Annotated in this window: 19 protein-coding genes and 5 tRNA genes; 19 read left to right on the plus strand and 5 right to left on the minus strand. The window is 45.4% G+C overall.

Annotated elements, in window-relative coordinates; genetic code table 11:
* The first annotated feature begins 463 nt into the window (after nucleotides 1-463).
* Both XMG59_RS11670 and XMG59_RS11675 read left to right on the plus strand, forming a co-directional pair.
* Nucleotides 464-1,114 carry a hypothetical protein gene (locus XMG59_RS11670; protein ID WP_173498782.1) on the plus strand — a complete coding sequence of 217 codons (651 nt, stop codon included), beginning with the start codon at nucleotides 464-466 and terminating at the stop codon, nucleotides 1,112-1,114.
* Nucleotides 1,111-1,524 (plus strand): hypothetical protein, encoded by a 414-nt coding sequence (locus tag XMG59_RS11675; RefSeq protein WP_173498783.1) that lies wholly within the window; start codon nucleotides 1,111-1,113, stop codon nucleotides 1,522-1,524. Before XMG59_RS11670 ends, XMG59_RS11675 begins: the two co-directional genes overlap by 4 nt.
* On the opposite strand, the gene XMG59_RS11680 is transcribed toward XMG59_RS11675, so the two are convergent.
* The 3 genes from XMG59_RS11680 to XMG59_RS11690 all read right to left on the minus strand — a co-directional run bounded on the left by XMG59_RS11680 (nucleotide 1,510) and on the right by XMG59_RS11690 (nucleotide 3,362).
* Nucleotides 1,510-2,247 carry a hypothetical protein gene (locus XMG59_RS11680; protein WP_173498784.1) on the minus strand — a complete coding sequence of 246 codons (738 nt, stop codon included), beginning with the start codon at nucleotides 2,245-2,247 and terminating at the stop codon, nucleotides 1,510-1,512. The genes XMG59_RS11675 and XMG59_RS11680 overlap by 15 nt on opposite strands.
* A 114-nt stretch (nucleotides 2,248-2,361) precedes the next feature.
* Nucleotides 2,362-2,820, minus strand: coding sequence for a hypothetical protein (locus tag XMG59_RS11685; RefSeq protein WP_173498785.1), 459 nt, complete (start codon nucleotides 2,818-2,820; stop codon nucleotides 2,362-2,364).
* The gene (locus tag XMG59_RS11690; RefSeq protein WP_173498786.1) at nucleotides 2,817-3,362 is read right to left on the minus strand and encodes a UDP-N-acetylglucosamine acyltransferase; all 546 of its coding nucleotides are present in this window, start codon (nucleotides 3,360-3,362) and stop codon (nucleotides 2,817-2,819) included. The genes XMG59_RS11685 and XMG59_RS11690 overlap by 4 nt, the downstream gene beginning before the upstream one ends.
* A 118-nt stretch (nucleotides 3,363-3,480) precedes the next feature.
* On the opposite strand from XMG59_RS11690, the gene XMG59_RS11695 reads away from it, so the two are divergent.
* The 15 genes from XMG59_RS11695 (at nucleotide 3,481) to XMG59_RS11765 (ending at nucleotide 15,868) form a co-directional block, all read left to right on the plus strand.
* Nucleotides 3,481-3,912 carry a DUF5681 domain-containing protein gene (locus tag XMG59_RS11695; RefSeq protein ID WP_173498787.1) on the plus strand — a complete coding sequence of 144 codons (432 nt, stop codon included), beginning with the start codon at nucleotides 3,481-3,483 and terminating at the stop codon, nucleotides 3,910-3,912.
* A gap of 510 nt (nucleotides 3,913-4,422) precedes the next feature.
* On the plus strand, nucleotides 4,423-4,893 hold the full coding sequence (locus XMG59_RS11700; protein WP_173498788.1) for a CinA family protein: 471 nt from the start codon (nucleotides 4,423-4,425) through the stop codon (nucleotides 4,891-4,893).
* A 98-nt stretch (nucleotides 4,894-4,991) separates the two neighbouring features.
* The gene (gene recA, locus XMG59_RS11705; RefSeq protein WP_173483400.1) at nucleotides 4,992-6,038 is read left to right on the plus strand and encodes a recombinase RecA; all 1,047 of its coding nucleotides are present in this window, start codon (nucleotides 4,992-4,994) and stop codon (nucleotides 6,036-6,038) included.
* A 38-nt stretch (nucleotides 6,039-6,076) separates the two neighbouring features.
* Nucleotides 6,077-6,565, plus strand: coding sequence for a regulatory protein RecX (locus XMG59_RS11710; RefSeq protein WP_173498789.1), 489 nt, complete (start codon nucleotides 6,077-6,079; stop codon nucleotides 6,563-6,565).
* Between the two features lie 165 nt (nucleotides 6,566-6,730).
* Nucleotides 6,731-9,325, plus strand: coding sequence for an alanine--tRNA ligase (gene alaS / locus XMG59_RS11715; RefSeq protein WP_173498791.1), 2,595 nt, complete (start codon nucleotides 6,731-6,733; stop codon nucleotides 9,323-9,325).
* A 30-nt stretch (nucleotides 9,326-9,355) separates the two neighbouring features.
* The gene (locus tag XMG59_RS11720; RefSeq protein ID WP_173481413.1) at nucleotides 9,356-10,591 is read left to right on the plus strand and encodes an aspartate kinase; all 1,236 of its coding nucleotides are present in this window, start codon (nucleotides 9,356-9,358) and stop codon (nucleotides 10,589-10,591) included.
* A 75-nt stretch (nucleotides 10,592-10,666) separates the two neighbouring features.
* Entirely contained in the window at nucleotides 10,667-10,858 is a 192-nt protein-coding gene (gene csrA / locus XMG59_RS11725) for a carbon storage regulator CsrA (protein ID WP_173481412.1), read from the plus strand.
* A gap of 61 nt (nucleotides 10,859-10,919) precedes the next feature.
* A tRNA-Ser gene (locus tag XMG59_RS11730) sits at nucleotides 10,920-11,009 on the plus strand.
* Nucleotides 11,010-11,019: 10 nt separating this feature from the next.
* Nucleotides 11,020-11,096: transfer RNA gene (locus tag XMG59_RS11735), tRNA-Arg, on the plus strand.
* Nucleotides 11,097-11,147: 51 nt separating this feature from the next.
* Nucleotides 11,148-11,224 (plus strand) — tRNA-Arg (locus XMG59_RS11740).
* A 23-nt stretch (nucleotides 11,225-11,247) separates the two neighbouring features.
* Nucleotides 11,248-11,324, plus strand: a tRNA-Arg gene (locus tag XMG59_RS11745).
* Nucleotides 11,325-11,723: 399 nt separating this feature from the next.
* Complete coding sequence (locus tag XMG59_RS11750) at nucleotides 11,724-11,957, plus strand: OadG family protein (protein WP_173481411.1); 234 nt, start codon at nucleotides 11,724-11,726, stop codon at nucleotides 11,955-11,957.
* 39 nt (nucleotides 11,958-11,996) lie between these two features.
* On the plus strand, nucleotides 11,997-13,781 hold the full coding sequence (gene oadA, locus XMG59_RS11755; RefSeq protein WP_173494818.1) for a sodium-extruding oxaloacetate decarboxylase subunit alpha: 1,785 nt from the start codon (nucleotides 11,997-11,999) through the stop codon (nucleotides 13,779-13,781).
* A gap of 17 nt (nucleotides 13,782-13,798) precedes the next feature.
* Complete coding sequence (locus XMG59_RS11760) at nucleotides 13,799-15,100, plus strand: sodium ion-translocating decarboxylase subunit beta (protein WP_173484597.1); 1,302 nt, start codon at nucleotides 13,799-13,801, stop codon at nucleotides 15,098-15,100.
* 189 nt (nucleotides 15,101-15,289) lie between these two features.
* Nucleotides 15,290-15,868, plus strand: coding sequence for a response regulator (locus tag XMG59_RS11765; protein ID WP_173498790.1), 579 nt, complete (start codon nucleotides 15,290-15,292; stop codon nucleotides 15,866-15,868).
* A gap of 72 nt (nucleotides 15,869-15,940) precedes the next feature.
* Here the strand turns inward: XMG59_RS11765 and XMG59_RS11770 are convergent, their stop codons facing one another.
* Together XMG59_RS11770 and XMG59_RS11775 are read right to left on the minus strand one after the other, a co-directional pair.
* Nucleotides 15,941-16,891, minus strand: coding sequence for a diguanylate cyclase domain-containing protein (locus XMG59_RS11770; RefSeq protein ID WP_173481407.1), 951 nt, complete (start codon nucleotides 16,889-16,891; stop codon nucleotides 15,941-15,943).
* Between the two features lie 123 nt (nucleotides 16,892-17,014).
* Nucleotides 17,015-17,091: transfer RNA gene (locus tag XMG59_RS11775), tRNA-Arg, on the minus strand.
* A gap of 192 nt (nucleotides 17,092-17,283) precedes the next feature.
* On the opposite strand from XMG59_RS11775, the gene acs reads away from it, so the two are divergent.
* Both acs and XMG59_RS11785 read left to right on the plus strand, forming a co-directional pair.
* Complete coding sequence (gene acs, locus XMG59_RS11780; protein ID WP_173484600.1) at nucleotides 17,284-19,236, plus strand: acetate--CoA ligase; 1,953 nt, start codon at nucleotides 17,284-17,286, stop codon at nucleotides 19,234-19,236.
* 137 nt (nucleotides 19,237-19,373) lie between these two features.
* Entirely contained in the window at nucleotides 19,374-20,039 is a 666-nt protein-coding gene (locus XMG59_RS11785; RefSeq protein ID WP_173481405.1) for a response regulator transcription factor, read from the plus strand.
* Nucleotides 20,040-20,171 lie beyond the last annotated feature (132 nt).

Genomic DNA, 20,171 nt, shown 5'->3' on the forward strand with positions numbered 1-20,171 from the left:
CGGATAAGAGGATTTAATCTGCTGACCTTGGTGGTCAACAACGTACCGTTCAAGGACGGTGAGCAAGTACAGGATCAATCAGACAGGAATGCCGCCTGATGCCGTACACCAGATTTGACAATATCTCGCTCCAATGCCTTCTCTTTTGATCCCAAGTCTTTCTAAATGCTCATTCTTGTAGCTACTGTTCTTTCAAGATGTTTTTCTAAGTAAGCAAACTTAAAAGTCTTTCACTATAGTGTCTAGCTGAGTGTCTGTTTTCAATATTCTTCTAAATATTATCTATATGGCCTAGGTAATGAGGAAAATGATATTGGCACTTGAGAGCTAAGCTCAATCCTATAAACAATGCAGTTCCCAGTACTAAACAATTTGATCAGTATGCTAGTCTAGTGATATAGATAAAGCTCTAGCATAGGACAAATGCTTTGGCTCATAGTTTAATTGCTAATCTAGAAACAATATGGAGAAATTTGATTTGTCCCATAGAAAAATCTGGGCTGCTTATGCCTCATCGATAGTTTTTGTTTTACTTTCAAATGTTTCATATGCTGGTGAACTCAGTGAAAAAGATGATCTAACTTTGGCAAAAGAATGCAGCAAAGTGTATGAGTTTGCTGGTGATTCTATGAGCTATTACCCCTCAAGCATAATGAGTATAGAGGATGATGGGGCTTTAATATCAACCTCAATAATTATGAAAAAAACAGTTGTGAAAGGTGCCAAAAATGGGTGGGCGGAAGGTAAAGAAGTAATAGAAGAAAGGCTATTTACTTGTTTATTCACTGGCGTGGCAAAAAATGAATATGATATCGAACCTGTCGTAGGTTATGAATTTTCTACTGACACTCGAGAAATTTACGCTGTACGTGCTTTTATACAACGGTGCACAGAGCCATTCTTGCTCAATAAGGGCGGATGCGAAAAAGTCTGGGATACTGTTGCTTCACGAACTTACGATAAAAAATCCGATAGCTACAGTTACAAAGGAGATTGGATTGAGAACTCAAAATACAGTGATTATGGGTCTTATAGATACTCAGTAAGAGGCTACTACCGCGGGAAGCTTTTATGGGATTCAGATTTCGACAAATTGGCTAGCTACCCCAGATGATTAAGATCACAATTGTTTTTGCTTCAATCTTGGTTTTGACGGCTTGCTCATCACACGCACCGAGCTACAGTGATAATAGTGTGCAAGACTGGCGTGCTCACCTTATTAAGCATGAGTTTGATGATGAGACTTTTCTATTTGGATTTGAGCTAACTAATGTGGTGTATTCTCCACAAAGCTGTATTTTTGGAGGTAATACTCTTAACAACTTTAAAACAACAATAGTTCTGAACGGTTCAAGCTTTCCAGCATCTAAGAAGTGCTTCAGTTACACTGACAATGAAAATTCTCATTACTATTTCTATTGGCCAAGCACGCTGAAGGGAAAAGATTACTTGAGCAATATCGTTAGCAGCAATAAACCATATGTGATTGTGGTTGAAGGGTTTGTCTTTTCATTCAGCAAATAAACTGGAGGTGGTTGCGTATGTAAAGAGTGGGAAAAGACGTGAAATATCAGTATAACGATCGACTTCTTTCTCAACATCCACGGGGTAATTAAAGGTCATGCGTTCAAGTATGAATCGAATGATTTCTCTTTTTTTTGCACGCTGCTCAAGTATATCGCGTTTGTATTCAAAATCTCCTAAATAGTGAAATGATGGACGATATCTAGATTTCTCTTCAGCGTAAGCCGCGCACTCCTTCTCTAACTTCTCTTTGAGTTGGATAATTTTGATTTCAGCATCCTTTAGTTCTAGAAGCTGAGGCGCTGATAAATCACTAAATGGATTAATCTGAGAGAGTATTTCTAAGAGCTCAGAGTTGTGTCCAAGAATAAATCGAGTCACCTCTTCTTGGTAATCAAGTATTCTTTGGCGGCCTTTGATGCGAGCAGTTTCTGAGTTGTAATTGAAGTATCCACTGCCTTCAATCAAATAATTATCAACTGGTTTAGTGTTACCGTCAGCATCTTCAATGTAGTAAACACTAGATTGTCCAAACCCAAAAATACCACCAGTTTTGTGCTCAATCACTTTGCATGAATCGTAATAATGCTGCTTTTCATCTGCGAGCCCAGAATAAACGGGACCGCCAGTTGCGCACAATCGCTCAACTGTCTGATGTATCAGTATGGCTGTATTTTTATCGAATACCTCATGTAAAGTTTTAGGGCGATTGAATTGGTTCATATTTTCAAATTTACTTTTTTCCTAGCTTGAATAGTTAAAGAAGCACTATTCCTCCCAGAAAAAAGATTCCAGCAACTAAGACAAAAAACAACATAATCAGAAAGATGTAGCTCTTCAATGTGTATCTCTCAAAATTAGCTTAGGTTCTTTGCCGAGCACTATGAAAACACTGTCTCCTTTATTAAGAGAGCTATCATTAATTACTATAGTCAAAATTCCAGCCACTTTGCTTTCTACGATGTATTCAGTTGCTTCAGTAGCAAAAGCTTCGGATTGTGCAATAGCGCCAATGGTGCCTCCTACTACAGCTCCAGCGATGGCTCCAACAGCTGAGTCGTTTGCATTAGAGCCTAATGAACTTCCAGAAATACCACCAATCATTGCTCCTGACGAAGTTCCAATACCCGTTCCGCCTTTGACTGTTACTTGCCTTTTAGAAAGAATTTTACCTTCAATTGTTCTTTGAGCTTTGCTCATTGCATTGCTTTGATAGGTATTAGACTGATTGCTTGGTGAGGAGCAACCAACCAAAATTAAAGTTAGAGCGATGCATGCGGCAACTATTCTTCTCACTCTTTAAACTCCCCTAGAGAGGTAATAAATTCAAGAATGTTGTTCCTTACAGCTATATTTCTGGCTTCTGTGTATCTTGCAGCTCCCATGAAGGCATAACTTGCTTCAACCTCTCCAGTGCTTTCAATATCTCGAGTAAAGATAAGTTTTCCAGATGATGTGTCTAGAAGTTGATATCTGACTACAAAATCAGTTGGAAAATTAACTCCCATGGATGGCGTTTCTAGCTTCAAAACCTTGGCAACAACTAAAACTCTTCTATCTGCCATGTCATTAAAAACTGCGCTTTTTATTAACGCTTCTTGAAGGGCATCTTCGAATGATGATTTAAATGAAGCCTCGTACTGGTTTCCACCAAAACCAACCTCAATGTAACCCACACGCTCATCGTCTTTGCCGAAAGCAATGCTTATGTCTTTTACTTGTCGATCAATCTTGGCTCCTGTTGGAAGAACATCGTCAGGTGCGAAATCAAGTGGTGGAACTTGAGCACATCCCGCGAAGATAACAACTAGGGATAAGATGGCTAATCGAATATTCATAAGTATTCCTCAACAAAATTTGTTTACACATTTACACTAATTTAACTCAGTTAATGTATGGATTTCTAGCCTAAGAAATTCTCTTTGTGGTACGTTAATGATGTGCTACATTTGAAATATGTCTGATAAACAGAAATTAACACGTAATAATGGCAAGTTTGCCAAAGGCTACTCTGGTAATCCCAGAGGGCGTCCGCCTGTGCTTTTACCTGAGGTTCGTGAGCGACTCGATAAGGCAACCCCAGATATTATTGAAAAGATTGTTGAGAAGGCTCTTAAGGGTGATCTAGCTGCTGCCAAGATAGTTCTAAATAGAACAGCTCCTATTTCAAAGCCTTCATCTCAGAGTGTTGTAATTCCAAACTTGAACTCTTCAGATTCTACTTTGAGCGAAAAGGCAGAAACTATTTTATCTTCAATAGCATCAGGTTCTTGCCCTCCAGACATTGGTGTAACTCTTATACAGTCGATCTCTACCCTTGCTAGGGTAGTTGAGTTTGATGATCTAAAACGTCGTGTTGAGGCTTTAGAGGCTTTAGATGGCCTATAACCTGCTTAAGCGAGTTAAAAGGCTCGAAAGGCAATCACCTAAGCCTGTAGCACCGCTCATAATAAGTTTATGGAATTCAAAGTGTGAAAGCGGAGGCTTCGAGGGTTATGAAGCACTCATTGATGGCGAGACTTATAGGTTCTATGGAACTGATAGGGATGATGTGATTGAGGTGGCTAGGGAGAGATTGCCATGCTTTTACGAACCAAGACTAATTGAGTTGTATCCCCTTTAATTACCTGCCCCAGTAATAGCTATAAAAGATTGCTACCCGCCCCTAAAAGTGTAGGTTTTAGTATAGCTAAAATCTTATGCTTTCTCCCATCCATAATAAATGCTTTGTTTAGTACCTATGCATCATTGGCGTGTGCTGGGAAAGATCTTGTGGACTATTGGACATAAAATTTACAATTATTAAAGCGAGCTAAAGATCAGATTCTACTTGAATCTGTTTGATTATCGAGTGACGAGAACAATAAATTTTAATGAAAGCTTTGACTGTGAAGAGTGATGAATAAGCAAATTGACCTGTTGGCTAAAAAGCTGATTGATGCACGATTAATGATGGCGACGGCAGAGTCTTGCACCGGCGGTGGTATTGCTCAGGCGCTCACTGATATATCGGGCTCATCACAGTGGTTTGATAGTGGTCTAGTGACCTACTCCAATGAAGCTAAGCAACGTTTATTAGGTGTTCCAAACGAATTGATTGTTGAGTGGGGTGCAGTAAGTGAGCCCGTTGCTAAGTCGATGGCTGAAGGGGCGGCAAATCAAGAGGGCGTGGATTTGGCGGTCGCAGTGACTGGAATAGCTGGTCCCACTGGTGGAAATAAAGATAAGCCTGTCGGTACTGTATGGATTGCCTGGAAGATGCCCAATAAACAGTCAGAAGCGCGCTGTTTTACGTTCGATGGAGATCGTTCCGCAGTTCGGCAGGCGACCATAAATGCAGCTATTACAGGGCTTTTAGAGCGTTTATGAAATTATTTTCGTATTCCTGTTTGACATATTTTTTACCTGTGCTTTAATACTGGTTATTAATACAGTAGTTAGCCAGTAGATAGCTCAAGGAATTTCTCATGGATCAGAATCGTAAGAAAGCATTAGACGCAGCACTCTCACAAATAGAGCGACAGTTCGGTAAAGGCGCAGTCATGCGCATGGGTGAGCAGCCTCGTGAGGCTATCCCTGCAGTTTCAACTGGCTCACTAGGATTGGATATTGCCCTAGGTATAGGCGGTCTTCCTTACGGACGTGTTGTAGAGATCTACGGTCCAGAGTCCTCTGGTAAAACAACACTAACCCTGCAAGTGATAGCTGAAGCTCAAAAGCAGGGTAAAACTTGTGCATTCGTGGATGCTGAACACGCTTTAGATCCGATTTATGCTGAGAAACTTGGTGTTGATGTCGACTCGCTTCTTGTTTCTCAGCCGGACACAGGTGAACAAGCACTTGAAATTACCGACATGCTAACTCGCTCGGGCGCTGTTGATGTGATCATTGTCGATTCGGTTGCTGCATTGACGCCTAAAGCTGAAATCGAAGGTGATATGGGTGATTCGCACGTCGGTTTGCAAGCACGCTTGATGTCTCAAGCGCTTCGTAAACTGACGGGTACCGTTAAACAGTCAGGTTGTTTGCTAGTCTTCATCAACCAGATTCGAATGAAAATCGGTGTCATGTTTGGTAACCCTGAGACGACTACGGGTGGTAATGCGCTTAAGTTTTACTCTTCAGTTCGTTTGGATATTCGCCGAACTGGTGCGGTGAAGCAGGGTGATGAGATTATCGGTAACGAGACTCGTGTAAAAGTTGTTAAAAACAAAGTTGCTCCGCCATTCCGCCAAGCAGAATTCCAGATTATGTACGGCAAAGGTATCTATCACATGGGTGAAGTAATCGACCTAGGTGTGCAGCAAAAGCTGATTGATAAGAGTGGTGCTTGGTACGCATACAATGGCGATAAGATCGGGCAGGGTAAAGCGAATGCAGCCAAGTTCCTGGAAGAAAATCCAGAGATCGCTAACGAAATTGAGTCACAAATTCGTAAAGAGTTGCTATCTGTACCAGCCAAGCCTGAAAAAGGTGATGAAGGTTCTGAAACTAATGCAGAGTTAGAATTTTAATCACAGAATAGAGGGGCTTCGGCCCCTTTTTTATTTCTATGCAAAAACGACAAAAGAGACCTATAGAAACAGAATCCGAGCTAAGGTCCTTTGCCTTCAGTTATTTGGCTAGGCAAGAGTATTCGCAGAGTCAATTACGTGAGCGTCTTGCAAAAAGATGTGAAAAACCTGAACTCATAGAGAGGGTGTTAACTTACCTTGTTGAAGAGGGGTATCAATCTGATAGCCGCTTTGCAGAGAGCTACATTCGAGTGAAATCCGATCAGGGGCAAGGTGGTAAGAAAATAGCTTTCGATCTGAGTCGTAAAGGAATTTCTAAGCAATTAATCGAAGAGTTATTAGATAGTCGCAAAGACGATCCCAAGCAGGTCGCGCTTGAGTATCTAAAACGCAAATTTGGTGAAGAGCCTCCTGAAGATATGAAAGTGAAAGCAAAATGGTTTAGACATATGGCTGGACGTGGTTTCAACTATGGTGAAATCGAATACGCATTTCGTTATCAAAATAGTGAACCCGATTACGACTAATCACCGTTAATTTGGTCAATTCCCCCGCACTACCCCCTACGAGTTTCACTCTAGTTTGTATATACTTATCCGCTATTTTGCCAAGGTTGTACCTGTATCAATTTAGGTACGGCTATTTTGGTGTCAATTTAAGATGATAGAGACTCGGCTGATTCTATGAAAAAGATGACCAGTGCTGAAATTCGAAACGCATTTCTGGACTATTTTGCTAGTCAGGGACATGAGGTGGTTTCTTCAAGCCCACTGATCCCTGGCAACGATGCCACACTGCTTTTCACCAACGCAGGTATGGTTCAGTTTAAAGACGTATTCCTGGGTAGCGATAAACGCAACTACTCTCGAGCAACAACCTCGCAACGTTGTGTTCGTGCCGGTGGTAAACACAATGACCTAGAGAACGTAGGCTACACTGCTCGTCACCACACTTTCTTTGAAATGTTGGGTAACTTCAGCTTTGGCGATTACTTTAAAGAAGATGCCATTCGATTTGCTTGGACCTTCTTAACGGAAACCTTGGGTCTTCCAAAAGAGCGTCTATGGGTAACCGTTCACCACAGTGATGATGAGGCAGAACGTATCTGGAAAGAGACCATGGGTATCGACCCAGAGCGTTTCTCTAAGCTTGATGAAGATAACTTCTGGGCGATGGGTGATACAGGTCCTTGTGGTCCATGTACAGAGATTTTCTTCGATCATGGTCCTGATGTTTGGGGTGGCCCACCAGGAAGCCCAGAGGAAGATGGGGATCGATACATCGAGATCTGGAACGTTGTCTTTATGCAGTACAACCGTTCTGCTGATGGTGAAATGACACCGCTAGAGCGCCCTTCAATTGATACCGGTATGGGTCTTGAACGTATTGCTGCCGTTATGCAGGGCGTTCATTCGAACTACGAAATTGATCTGTTCCAAAACCTACTTGCAGCGACAGCTGAAGTAATTGGTACCAAGGATCGCGATAACAAATCACTTCGCGTAATCGCTGACCATATCCGTTCATGTTCATTCTTAATCACTGATGGCGTGACGCCTTCAAACGAAGGGCGTGGCTATGTTCTTCGTCGTATTATGCGCCGCGCCATTCGTCACGGTAATAAACTCGGTGCTCAAGGAACCTTCTTCTACAAATTGGTTGCGCCCCTAGTTAAAGAGATGGGCGAAGCCTATCCTGAGCTTGCAAAAATGCAGGAACAGGTTGAGCGAGTGCTTCTTAAAGAGGAGGAGCAGTTTGCTCGTACCCTAGACAAAGGACTGGCACTTCTTGAAGAGGAGATTGCAAATCTTCAGGGTACGGTCGTTCCTGGCTCAGCAGTATTCAAACTCTATGACACTTATGGTTTCCCGGTTGACTTGACCGCCGACGTTGCGCGCGAGCGTGAACTGACCATTGACATGGAAGGCTTTGAAGCAGCAATGGCTGATCAGCGTGAGCGCGCTCGTGCATCAGGATCTTTCAATGTGGATTACAACGATAAGCTAGAGATCGATGGCGTTACCGAGTTCTCTGGTTATGAGCTTCTGGAAGATCGTGTTGAGATTGAAGCGATCTTCAAAGAGGGCGAATCAGTCACAGAGCTATCTGCTGGAGAGTCCGGTCTTGTGGTTATGACTCGTACACCTTTCTACGCTGAATCGGGTGGTCAGGTCGGTGATACTGGTCAGCTGGTTTGGGATCGCGGTACGTTTGATGTGGCAAACTGTACAAAAGAGGGTAAGAGCCATGTCCATCACGGCTCTGTGACTGAGGGCGTTTTAAAGCTCGGAGACCAAGTTAACGCACTGGTTAACAAAGCTCGTCGTCAAGCTGCGGCTCTTAACCACTCAGCAACGCACCTTTTACACGAAGCGCTTCGTCGCGTGCTCGGAGAGCATGTGCAGCAGAAAGGCTCGCTGTGTAATGATGAACGTCTCCGTTTTGACTTCTCACACTTTGAAGCGGTTACTGACGAAGAGCTCAAAACCGTTGAACAGATGGTCAATGAACAGATTCGTGCAAATACGTCAGTAGAAACCGAAATCATGGCGATTGATGCTGCGAAGGAGCGCGGAGCTCAAGCCCTATTTGGTGAAAAGTACGATGATGAAGTACGTGTTCTATCCATGGGTGGCGACTTCTCAGTAGAGCTTTGTGGTGGTACTCATGCTTCTCGTACGGGTGATATCGGTATGATGAAGATTGTCTCTGAGTCGGGTATTGCATCAGGCGTGCGTCGTATCGAGGCGATTACCGGTCTTGCTGCTCTCAACTGGTTTGAAGAGAGTGAGTCACTACTGGGTGAACTCGGCGCAATGGTTAAAGGTTCTCGAGATTCACTGCTAGAGAAATTCCAAGCATTGAACGAACGTAGCCGTTCCCTTGAGAAAGAGATTGAACGATTGAATGCAAAACTGGCGGCTGCCCAGAGTGGTGAGCTGCTCTCGTCGGCTGTTGAGATCAACGGTATCAAGGTTTTGGCAACAGAAGTTCAAGGTGTTGACCCTAAATCACTTCGCGACATGCTGGATCAGCTTAAGAATAAGTTGGGTAGCGGTGTGGTTGTGCTTGCAGCACACGATGGTGAAAAGGTTAGCCTTGTCGCGGGTGTGACGAAAGATCTTACTGGTCAAGTAAAAGCGGGTGATCTGATTCGTGAGCTTGCCACTCAACTTGGCGGTAAAGGCGGTGGTCGACCCGATATGGCTCAGGGCGGTGGCACCGATATAGCGGCTCTTCCTCAGGCGATTGCTGCGGTACCGGAATTAGTTAGAGCTGCACGTTAATCGTGCAGCGTTAATTGGAAATAGAGATAGATGGCTTTATTTGTACAAAAATATGGCGGTACCTCAGTAGGTTCAGTAGAGCGTATTGAAGCAGTCGCTGACAAAGTAAAACGATTTAAGGATCAGGGTCACGACATTGTCGTGGTTGTCTCTGCAATGAGCGGTGAGACCAATCGTCTTATCGGTCTTGCTAAAGATATCACTGATAATCCAGATCCACGTGAATACGATGTTTTGGTATCAACGGGTGAGCAGGTGACGATTTCACTGCTCTCTATGGCTCTGAAAAAGCGTGGTCTAGGTGCGAAGTCTTACACTGGCGGTCAGGTTCGTATCCATACTGATAGCTCACACACCAAAGCGCGTATCCAAAGCATCGATACCAGCAAAATGCGTTCAGATCTTGATGAAGGTAACGTCATAGTTGTAGCCGGCTTCCAGGGCATGGATGATGACGGCAATATCACGACCCTAGGTCGCGGTGGTTCTGATACAACGGGTGTTGCTCTGGCGGCTGCTTTAAAAGCTGATGAGTGTCAGATCTATACGGATGTCGACGGCGTCTACACGACAGACCCGCGCGTGGTAGAAGGTGCCCGTCGTCTCGATAAAATCACCTTTGAAGAGATGCTAGAGATGGCCAGTCTCGGTTCAAAGGTTTTGCAGATTCGCTCGGTTGAATTTGCAGGTAAATACAATGTTCCATTACGTGTATTGTCTAGCTTCCAAGATGGTGGCGGTACACTTATTACTACAGAGGAAACTGATAGCGTGGAAAATCCAATTATTTCAGGCATCGCGTTTAACCGTGACGAAGCAAAACTGACGGTGTTGGGTGTGCCTGACCTTCCAGGTATTGCATCACGTATCCTAGGTCCTGTCTCGTCTGCCAATATCGAAGTAGATATGATCGTTCAAAACGTAGCAGCCGATCAGACTACCGACTTTACATTCACAGTACACCGTAATGATTACGATAAAGCCTTGGTTATCCTTGAAGAGACGGCTAACGAGCTAGGTGCGCGTGAAGTGAAAGGCGACAATAAGATTGCTAAAGTCTCTATCGTGGGTGTGGGTATGCGTTCTCACGCAGGCGTTGCAAGCAATATGTTCACAACCCTGGCTAAAGAGAATATCAATATTCAGATGATCTCAACTTCCGAGATCAAGGTCTCTGTAGTAATCTCAGAGAAGTATATGGAGCTAGCGGTTCGTGCACTGCACAGTGCGTTTGAACTCGATCAAGCAGACAGCGTCGCTGAATAATCGCTATCTAGCATAATTGGATTCGCACATGGCGATCACTTGGTCGCCTATCTTAAATGGATTTAGGAGAAGCTGATGCTAATACTGACAAGGCGAGTTGGTGAAACTCTAATGATTGGTGACAATATCAGTGTCACTGTTCTTGGTGTCAAAGGTAATCAGGTGCGAATCGGTGTGAATGCACCAAAAGATGTTTCCATTCATCGTGAAGAGATCTACCAAAGGATCTTGGATGAAAAAGAGCAGGAAAATAGCGGAAAGTCGTAAGTTTTTCCCTTTTAGGGTTTAACTTTAGTCACCTCTCTTGTACTATACGCGCCGTTGATCAGGAGCGGTGGCCGAGTGGCTGAAGGCGCACCCCTGCTAAGGGTGTATACGTTTACGCGTATCGAGGGTTCGAATCCCTCTCGCTCCGCCATCAAGATTAAGCGCCCGTAGCTCAGCTGGATAGAGTACCTGGCTACGAACCAGGCGGTCGCACGTTCGAATCGTGCCGGGCGCGCCAATCTTGAGTTTTCACTTCTTTAGTGTTTTCATCGACCAACATCTGAAATAAGCGCCCGTAGCTCAGCTGGATAGAGTACCTGGCTACGAACCAGGCGGTCGCACGTTCGAATCGTGCCGGGCGCGCCATTTCAGAATCACGCAATACTTCAGCGCCCGTAGCTCAGCTGGATAGAGTACCTGGCTACGAACCAGGCGGTCGCACGTTCGAATCGTGCCGGGCGCGCCATATTCAAAAGAAATGCCACCTTTAGGGTGGCATTTTTTTTGAACTTGACGTGTCCAGCCGAGTCAACGTGCTCGTTCGACTGAAGCGCAGGGCACCATCTCCACTACCCACCTTAAAACAAATTGAGACTTTCTCATTCTTTAGTCGCAATGAAAGTCATTCCGAAACTAACACTTATACGCCGTTACAGAGTGCGTAAATACTGCAGCTTCATTCGTAAGTTGACTGGTAAGTTAAAAAAACGACCTTTTTTGTAAATTCACTACATACAAAGTGGGCTTGATATGGCTGCGGGGCTATGGGATAAATGTTTCCTATGCTGTTGGGTAGGGGTTACTTTGCGCATAGATCCAAGGATTATGCCAAGCCCTTTGAATTATTTTTATTGGAGTAGAGTAGATGAATAGTCTGATATCAGAAGGCCTCAACCTTATGGTCTATGGTATGGGGTTCGTTTTCGTATTCCTTACGCTGCTGGTCATTGTCACTACATTGATGTCTAAGCTGGTAAACAAGTTTTTGCCAGAACCGATTGTAGAGCCAAAAGCCAAAGCGTCTGCGCCTCAAGCTGCAGGCAACAATGATGAGTTGTTGGCTGTATTGTCGGCAGCGGTTCATAAATACCGTAAGTAATTTTAGGCACTGCCTTTTAACAAGAGAGAACTTAAGTTTATGTCTGATGCAAATAAGCCTCTTGGTATCACGGATGTAGTTTTACGTGATGCGCACCAATCATTGTTTGCGACTCGTCTTCGCCTCGATGACATGCTTCCTATTGCTGAGAAGCTAGATAAGATTGGCTACTGGTCGCTAGAGAGTTGGGGTGGTGCCACTTTTGACTCATGTATTCGTTATCTAGGTGAAGATCCTTGGGATCGTATTCGCCAACTTAAAGCAGCAATGCCAAACACTCGCCAGCAGATGCTACTGCGCGGTCAAAACCTATTAGGTTACCGCCACTACGGTGATGATGTGGTCGAGCGTTTTGTTGAGCGTTCAGCAGAGAGCGGTATCGACGTATTCCGTATCTTCGATGCGATGAATGACCCTCGTAACCTTGAGAAAGCGATTGCGGCCGTTAAAGCGACTGGCAAACACGCTCAGGGTACGATCTCTTACACTACTAGCCCAGTTCACACCATCGACATGTGGGTGGATTACGCTAAGACCCTTGAAGACATGGGTGCTGATTCAATCAACATCAAAGATATGTCAGGCATTTTGACCCCTTACGGTGCGTTTGATCTTGTATCTCGTCTGAAAGCTCAGACGGGGCTTGAAGTTCAGCTGCATGCTCACGCAACGGCAGGTCTGTCTGATATGACCATCCTGAAAGCGGTCGAAGCGGGCATTGATCGTGTTGATACAGCGATCTCTTCAATGTCGATGACCTACGGTCATACAGCAACAGAGTCTGTAGTAGCGGCTCTAGCAGGTACGGATCGTGATACCGGTCTAAACCTAGAAGCACTCGAAGAGATTGCAGCCTACTTCCGTGAAGTTCGTAAGAAGTACGCTAAATTTGAAGGCTCACTGCGTGGTACTGACAGCCGCATTCTAGTGGCTCAGGTTCCTGGTGGTATGTTGACCAACATGGAGAGTCAACTTAAAGAGCAGGGCGCAGCGGATAAGTTTGATGAAGTGTTGGCTGAGATCCCACGAGTACGTGAAGATCTTGGTTACATTCCACTGGTGACACCAACATCACAGATCGTTGGTACTCAAGCGGTTATCAATGTACTCGTTGGCGAGCGTTACAAAACTATATCTAAAGAAGTTCAGGGTATCCTTAAAGGTGAGTACGGTGCAGCTCCTGCGCCATACAATGCTGAGCTTCAGGCCAAAGTTCTTGATGGAGCAGAGGCTATCACTTGCCGTCCAGCTGATCTCATCGAGCCAGAGATGGATAAGCTTGTTGCAGAGCTTAAAGAGATCGCAGTTGAAAAGGGTATTGAGCTAGAAACGGGTGAGCGTGAAATTGATGACGTGCTTACTTACGCTCTGTTCCCTCAGATCGGCCTTAAATTCCTTGAAAATCGCGGTAACCCAGACGCGTTTGAACCAGTACCCACTTTAGAGGATGCGCTAGCTATGTCAGCACCTAAGAAATCAGGACCAGAAGTTTACACAATCACAGTCAATGGCCAGAACTACGTTGTTCAAGTGGCTGAAGGTGGTGACATTACAGCCGTTGCTCCTGCTGCTGCAGCACCTGCCGCTCCAGCCGCTGCGCCTGCAGGTTCAGGTGAGCCTGTGCCAGCTCCACTGGCCGGTAACATCTGGAAAGTTCAGGTCTCTGCTGGTCAAGCGGTTCAAGAGGGCGATGTGCTTGTTATCTTGGAAGCGATGAAGATGGAGACAGAAGTTCGTGCAGCGCGTGCTGGTACAGTGACTTCAGTTGACGTTAAAGAGGGCGATGCCGTTCAGGTTGGCGACTCTCTGGTTACTCTTGCCTAATTTGAGGTGACGGTTTAATGGAAAAGATCCTTCAACTGTGGGAAGCCTCGGGCATCTACAACATCTCAGCCGGTCAGGTAACTATGATCGCTGTTGGTTTGTTGTTGCTCTTTTTGGCAATCCGCAAAAACTTTGAGCCACTGCTGCTTGTGCCAATCGGTTTTGGTGGCATCATGGCGAATATTCCCGAGGCTGGACTCGCGTTTTCTGCAGTAGAGAATGCGGTTCACTTTGCAAAACCTGAAGTGCTTCAGGGTTTGGCTGCTTCATTGAATATTACCAGTGTGGATCCTCACGAGATACTGCATGCTTACCACGGCTCTAATCCGTCTACGCATCATGCAGCCACTATGGTTGCTGCTGACGCGGGTTACAGCAATGGTATGCTCTATAACTTCTACTCTGTAGCCATTGCTTCGGGTGTTGCTCCGCTACTGATCTTTATGGGCGTTGGTGCGATGACTGATTTTGGTCCGCTCCTGGCTAATCCAAAGACTCTATTCTTGGGTGCTGCAGCTCAGTTCGGCATCTTTGCAACGGTATTGGGTGCTGTGGGTCTTTCAGCGATGGGTATCATGGACTTCACAGTTCAAGATGCAGCTGCAATCGGTATCATAGGTGGTGCTGACGGTCCAACAGCTATTTACGTTGCCAGCATGCTTGCCCCTCAATTACTGGGTGCGATCGCTGTAGCTGCCTACTCATACATGGCACTAGTGCCAATGATTCAACCGCCAATCATGCGTGCATTGACGACTGAATCGGAGCGTAAGATCGCAATGCACCAGCTTCGTCATGTCTCTAAGACTGAGAAGATCATGTTCCCGATAGCGCTGTTGATTCTTGTCGCACTGTTGCTTCCGGATGCAGCCCCACTATTGGGTATGTTCTGTTTCGGTAACCTGATGCGTGAATGTGGCGTTGTGGACCGTCTGAGTGATACAGCACAGAATGCTCTAATCAACATCGTGACGATCTTCCTAGGTCTATCGGTTGGCTCTAAGTTGAGCGCTGATAAGTTCCTGGACTTGAACACACTGGGCATTTTGCTCCTTGGTATCGTTGCTTTTGGTATCGGTACAGCTGCAGGTGTCTTGATGGCTAAGCTGATGAATAAGCTTGAGGGTGGTAATGCAATCAACCCACTTATTGGTTCAGCGGGAGTCTCTGCTGTTCCTATGGCTGCTCGTGTCTCCAATAAGATCGGTTTAGAGGCTAACCCTCAAAACTTCTTGCTGATGCATGCCATGGGCCCTAACGTAGCGGGTGTGATTGGCTCTGCGGTTGCTGCAGGTGTCATGATTAAGTTTGTTGGTTAATCTTTGATTAACCATTATAAAAAGCGCCCTCGGGCGCTTTTTTGTTACCTGACAATTGTGAAGTTTGAATATTCTCTAACTTTTTTTACAAAAGTGACTTCGTTTTATTTTTTATCGTCTATGCTGTGTATAGAGAAAGAAAATAGACCCGCAGTATAAAGGCAGTATCTGCGCTTTAGGAATTGAAGAATGAAGACGCTCAGTACAGGTGAAATCGCTAAGCTTTGTGACGTTAATTTACGAACCGTCATTCGTTGGATCGAGCGAGGGGCTTTAAAGGGTTTTAAACTTCCAGGTCGAGGGAATAACAGAGTTCGCGTAGAGGACTTCTTAGCCTTTCTGGTTGAGCATGAGATCCCGATTCCTGCTGAACTGCAGGAAGATAGTCGAAAGGTTCTTGTTGTAGATGATGAGCCTGCCATCGCACGTGCATTACAACGAGTGTTACGTAAGCATGGTTTGGTCGCAGAGGTGGCCGCTGATGGTTTTCAAGCGGGTACCAAGCTGATGAAAGATCGCCCAATTCTGGTGACCTTGGATCTCAGTATGCCGGGCCTAAGTGGTTACGATGTACTGAGTTTTGTTCGCGAAACTCCAGAAATAGCTTCAACAAAAATATTGGTCATCTCGGCATTGGGCAGTGAAGCCCTCCAAAAGGCGATCGATTTGGGAGCCGATGCGATTTTGAATAAGCCGTTTGATAATCATGAGTTGGTCGAAGTGATCAATAAGTTGGTAGGAACACCTGTGAAAGCTGAAGATATTTAACAGCTATTCAGACAGCAAGCCATAAAAAAAGCCCGCTAATGTTTGTTAGCGGGCTTTTTTGTTACTAGGCGTTTAGTCAGCGATTTCTGAGCGATTCTTTCCCTCGGATTTTGCGAATTTCAGCGCTTTTTTCGCTGCTTTATAGAGCTCTTCAGGGTCATCACCGATATCGATTGCCTTGGCTGCTAGAGTGATTTGTATGTCGACTTTCTGGTTTCGCACTAGATAGCTACGTGAGGCCAGTTTCATTCTGACCCGTTCCATAATGCCGTTAATACAGTCCTCGGGAGCATACTGATTCAACATGATGCCAAACTCATCGTCCTCGGTACGAGCAATGATATCGCCTGAGCGAAGATTAAAACTTAATAGTCTGCCGACCAATTTTAAAACGTCCTCACTGGTTTGAGGCCCGACGGACTCAACAATAGAGCTAAAATTATCGACATCTAAGAGAATTAGGTAGGAGGGGGCAACGCCTGGCAAGGCCGTGCCAACAATCGCTTGAGCCTCTACTTGCTCCATCAGAGCCGTTCTATTGAGTAGACCGGTCAGTGGATCAGTCGCAGTTAGGCTTTTCACAAGCTCATCGTAATTACGTTTCTCATCATCACGTTGTTTTTGAACGAGCTCTTCGTTAATGATCGCAAGCAGTTCACTATTGTCCCAGGGCTTGGACATGTAGCGGTGAATTCTACCTTCATTAATGGCACTCACCGTCATATCAAAATCTGAATAACCAGTCAGTAGAATACGAACCGTATTAGGTGTAATTGACATGGTTTTTGCCAGGAATTCATCACCTCTCATCTCGGGCATTCGCATGTCAGAAACAATCAGATCAACCTCATTGGATTCAAGGTACTTCAGTGCCTCCGGTGCCGATGTGAAACCGATAACTTCGTAGTGGCTTGAACGTAATACCCTGCGAAGCGAGTTAACGACAGACTCCTCATCATCCACGCATAAAATCTTAGCGGCTTCGGTCCGATCAAGGTATCGGCTATTGTCTAAAGAGCTCATCAGTACAACTGTCCTTCGGGTCATTTATGTCATATGACTTAAGGTATAGTTTAGGGTCTGGGATCTGTCAAATTGATCAGTAAAAATAATCTGTTTTTCATTGTGAAAAGAGAGATAGGAGACTGGCACCCCAGAGACGATTCGAACGTCCGACCTACCCCTTAGGAGGGGGTTGCTCTATCCAGCTGAGCTACTGGGGCACTGGCAGTGAATTCTAAAGCCTCATTTCGACTATGCAATAGGATTCTGTTGAATTACTTAGACTAAAGAGTCCTTTTGAACAGACCAATGTCTAATTCTGACTTAGGGTAGCTCAGGTTATAAATATTGCACTTTAATAAATAGAGTGTGGCAATGATTGCCGTACCCAATCAATCTAAGGGAAAGAACTAATGAGCGATAAGATCTACCCAGTATCTGCAGAGTTTGCTGCTAACGCCCATGCTGATGAAGCTAAATACAACGAGATGTACCAGCAGTCAGTTGAGAACCCAGATGCGTTCTGGTCTGAGCAAGCTAAGCGTATCGACTGGATCAAGCCTTTCACTAAGGTTAAGCACACATCGTTTGATACTCATAATGTTGATATCCGTTGGTTCGAAGATGGTACGTTGAACGTTGCAGCAAACTGTTTGGATCGCCACTTAGAGACTCGTGGTGATCAGGTTGCGATTATCTGGGAAGGTGATAACCCAGAAGAAGATGAAAAGATCACTTACCGCGATCTTCACGAGCGTGTATGTAAGTTTGCCAACGTGCTTAAAGCGCAGGGTATTAGTAAAGGTGACGTAGTCACTCTTTACCTTCCAATGATCCCTGAAGCCGCTGTCGCTATGCTGGCTTGTGCTCGTGTTGGTGCCGTTCACTCGATTGTATTTGGTGGTTTCTCTCCAGAAGCGCTTGCAGCTCGTATAGAAGGCGCTAACTCTAAACTGGTTGTGACTTCTAACTTCTCACTTCGTGGTGGTAAAGCGGTTCCACTTAAAGCGAACGTTGATGAAGCTCTGACTCACCCTGGTGCAGCTAAGTTCTGTGAAAAAGTGGTTGTTGTAAACCGCGTTGATCAAGATGTTGCTTGGCATGAGAGCCGTGATGTTTGGTATGAAGAGGAGATGGCAAAAGCCTCTGCTGATTGCCCACCTGAAGAGATGAACGCTGAAGATCCACTGTTCATTCTTTACACTTCAGGCTCTACTGGCGCGCCTAAAGGTCTTAAGCACACCACAGGTGGTTACCTAGTCTACGCATCAATGACCCATCAGTACGTCTTTGATTACCAAGAGGGTGATATCTACTGGTGTACAGCCGATGTGGGTTGGGTAACAGGTCACAGCTACATTGTTTATGGTCCACTAGCAAACGGTGCAACGACCCTGATGTTTGAAGGTGTTCCAAGCTACCCAGATATGAGCCGTTTCGGTCGCGTTATCGAAAAACACAAAGTTAACCAATTCTACACCGCGCCCACGGCCATCCGTGCCTTGATGCAGAAAGGTGAAGATGTTCTAGGCGACTCTGATCTATCCTCTCTTAAACTGCTAGGTTCGGTTGGTGAGCCAATCAACCCAGAAGCTTGGGAGTGGTACAACCGTGTCATGGGTGCTGGTAAGTGCCCAATCGTTGATACTTGGTGGCAGACTGAGACAGGCGGCATCATGATCGTACCTCTACCTGGTGCGACAGCGACTAAGCCGGGTTCAGCAACTCGTCCATTCTTCGGTGTTCAGCCAGCGCTACTGGATAACGATGGCAAAGAGATTGAAGGTGCAGGTGAAGGTAACCTTGTCATTAAGGACTCTTGGCCTGGTCAATCTCGCTCAATCTGGGGCGACCACGAACGTTTCGGTCAGACTTACTTCTCTAGTTTCTCTGGCTACTACACAACGGGCGATGGCGCACGTCGTGATGAGGACGGCTACTACTGGATCACTGGTCGTGTAGACGATGTAATCAACGTATCTGGTCACCGTATGGGTACCGCAGAGGTTGAGTCTGCGTTGGTCGCTCACGAAGCGGTTGCTGAAGCTGCGGTGGTAGGTTACCCACACGATCTTAAAGGTCAGGGTATCTACTGTTACGTAACGCTGCAGGAAGGCATGGAAGCTTCTGATGAGCTTAAAGTGACACTGCGTAACTGGGTACGTACAGAGATTGGTCCAATTGCATCACCGGATTTGATTCAGTTCGCACCCGGTCTACCTAAGACACGTTCTGGTAAGATCATGCGTCGTATCCTTCGCAAGATTGCGGAAGACGATTTCGGTGCTCTTGGTGATACCTCTACCTTGGCAGATCCAAGTGTGGTGGATGACCTGATCGAAAACCGCATGAATCGTAAGAGCTAAACACTCTTATTAAAAAACCCACGACTCGTCGTGGGTTTTTTTATTTCCATTTGAACTGGAAACTAATCCATTATTCGATTAACTTATACCCTACAAAAAAGCGCTATACTGCCTTTCTAGGCTTGTCGGAGAATACTATGCAACTGGCTCAAAAAATTATCATTGCGGATGATCACCCACTGTTTCGTGCAGCGCTGAAACAGGCGGTTTCCCAAGCGGTTTCCGGAGTGGAGATTATCGAAGCGGATACTCTTGAGTCTGTTCAGAATGCTGTTGAAGAGCATGGTGATGCTGACTTGGTGCTTTTGGATATCCATATGCCAGGTGCTCAAGGTTTCTCTGGTCTGGTATTCCTTCGTGGTCAACACCCTGGTGTTCCAGTGATTGTCGTCTCAGGCAGTGAAGAGACTCATGTTATGAAGCGTGCGATCGATTACGGCGCGTCAGGCTTTATTCCTAAGTCATCTCCGCTAGAGACCATTTCAGAAGCGATTGTTGCTGTTCTTCAAGGTGATGAGTGGTTGCCAGAGGAGTTAGAAGAGTCAATGGATGACCTTGTTACAGACGAGGATCAGAAGTTTGCTGAAGCGATTGCCTCTTTGACGCCACAACAGTTCCGTGTACTGACGATGCTGACGGAAGGACTATTGAATAAACAGATCGCTTACGATTTAAACGTTTCTGAAGCCACCATCAAAGCTCACGTGACGGCGATTCTTCGTAAGTTGGGTGTCCACAGTCGGACCCAAGCTGTCATCGCTGCACAGCGTCTTGGAGTAGAGCCTCCCAAGACAGAGGGTTAACACTGTGTCCCGTCCTAAAATACGTTGACGGTTTTTGATTGAAGCGACGACCTTAGGTCGTCGCTTTTTTATGCACCTCTTCTGGCGTTTTCATGCCAAGGCTAAGATGCGGCCTCATTTGATTATATATTT

The organism is Marinobacterium sp. xm-g-59, assembly GCF_013283315.1.
Taxonomy (GTDB): domain Bacteria; phylum Pseudomonadota; class Gammaproteobacteria; order Pseudomonadales; family Balneatricaceae; genus Marinobacterium_E.

Bases quoted from the DNA above. Each gene is read 5' to 3' on its own strand.
- XMG59_RS11760 (WP_173484597.1), top strand. From the start codon at position 13,799: ATGGAAAAGATCCTTCAACTGTGGGAAGCCTCGGGCATCTACAACATC.
- XMG59_RS11785 (WP_173481405.1), top strand. From the start codon at position 19,374: ATGCAACTGGCTCAAAAAATTATCATTGCGGATGATCACCCACTGTTT.
- XMG59_RS11675 (WP_173498783.1), top strand. From the start codon at position 1,111: ATGATTAAGATCACAATTGTTTTTGCTTCAATCTTGGTTTTGACGGCT.
- XMG59_RS11765 (WP_173498790.1), top strand. From the start codon at position 15,290: ATGAAGACGCTCAGTACAGGTGAAATCGCTAAGCTTTGTGACGTTAAT.
- XMG59_RS11770 (WP_173481407.1), bottom strand. From the start codon at position 16,891: ATGAGCTCTTTAGACAATAGCCGATACCTTGATCGGACCGAAGCCGCT.
- XMG59_RS11710 (WP_173498789.1), top strand. From the start codon at position 6,077: ATGCAAAAACGACAAAAGAGACCTATAGAAACAGAATCCGAGCTAAGG.
- XMG59_RS11670 (WP_173498782.1), top strand. From the start codon at position 464: ATGGAGAAATTTGATTTGTCCCATAGAAAAATCTGGGCTGCTTATGCC.
- recA (WP_173483400.1), top strand. From the start codon at position 4,992: ATGGATCAGAATCGTAAGAAAGCATTAGACGCAGCACTCTCACAAATA.
- alaS (WP_173498791.1), top strand. From the start codon at position 6,731: ATGACCAGTGCTGAAATTCGAAACGCATTTCTGGACTATTTTGCTAGT.
- oadA (WP_173494818.1), top strand. From the start codon at position 11,997: ATGTCTGATGCAAATAAGCCTCTTGGTATCACGGATGTAGTTTTACGT.
- XMG59_RS11695 (WP_173498787.1), top strand. From the start codon at position 3,481: ATGTCTGATAAACAGAAATTAACACGTAATAATGGCAAGTTTGCCAAA.
- XMG59_RS11700 (WP_173498788.1), top strand. From the start codon at position 4,423: ATGAATAAGCAAATTGACCTGTTGGCTAAAAAGCTGATTGATGCACGA.
- XMG59_RS11720 (WP_173481413.1), top strand. From the start codon at position 9,356: ATGGCTTTATTTGTACAAAAATATGGCGGTACCTCAGTAGGTTCAGTA.
- XMG59_RS11680 (WP_173498784.1), bottom strand. From the start codon at position 2,247: ATGAACCAATTCAATCGCCCTAAAACTTTACATGAGGTATTCGATAAA.
- XMG59_RS11750 (WP_173481411.1), top strand. From the start codon at position 11,724: ATGAATAGTCTGATATCAGAAGGCCTCAACCTTATGGTCTATGGTATG.
- XMG59_RS11690 (WP_173498786.1), bottom strand. From the start codon at position 3,362: ATGAATATTCGATTAGCCATCTTATCCCTAGTTGTTATCTTCGCGGGA.
- acs (WP_173484600.1), top strand. From the start codon at position 17,284: ATGAGCGATAAGATCTACCCAGTATCTGCAGAGTTTGCTGCTAACGCC.
- csrA (WP_173481412.1), top strand. From the start codon at position 10,667: ATGCTAATACTGACAAGGCGAGTTGGTGAAACTCTAATGATTGGTGAC.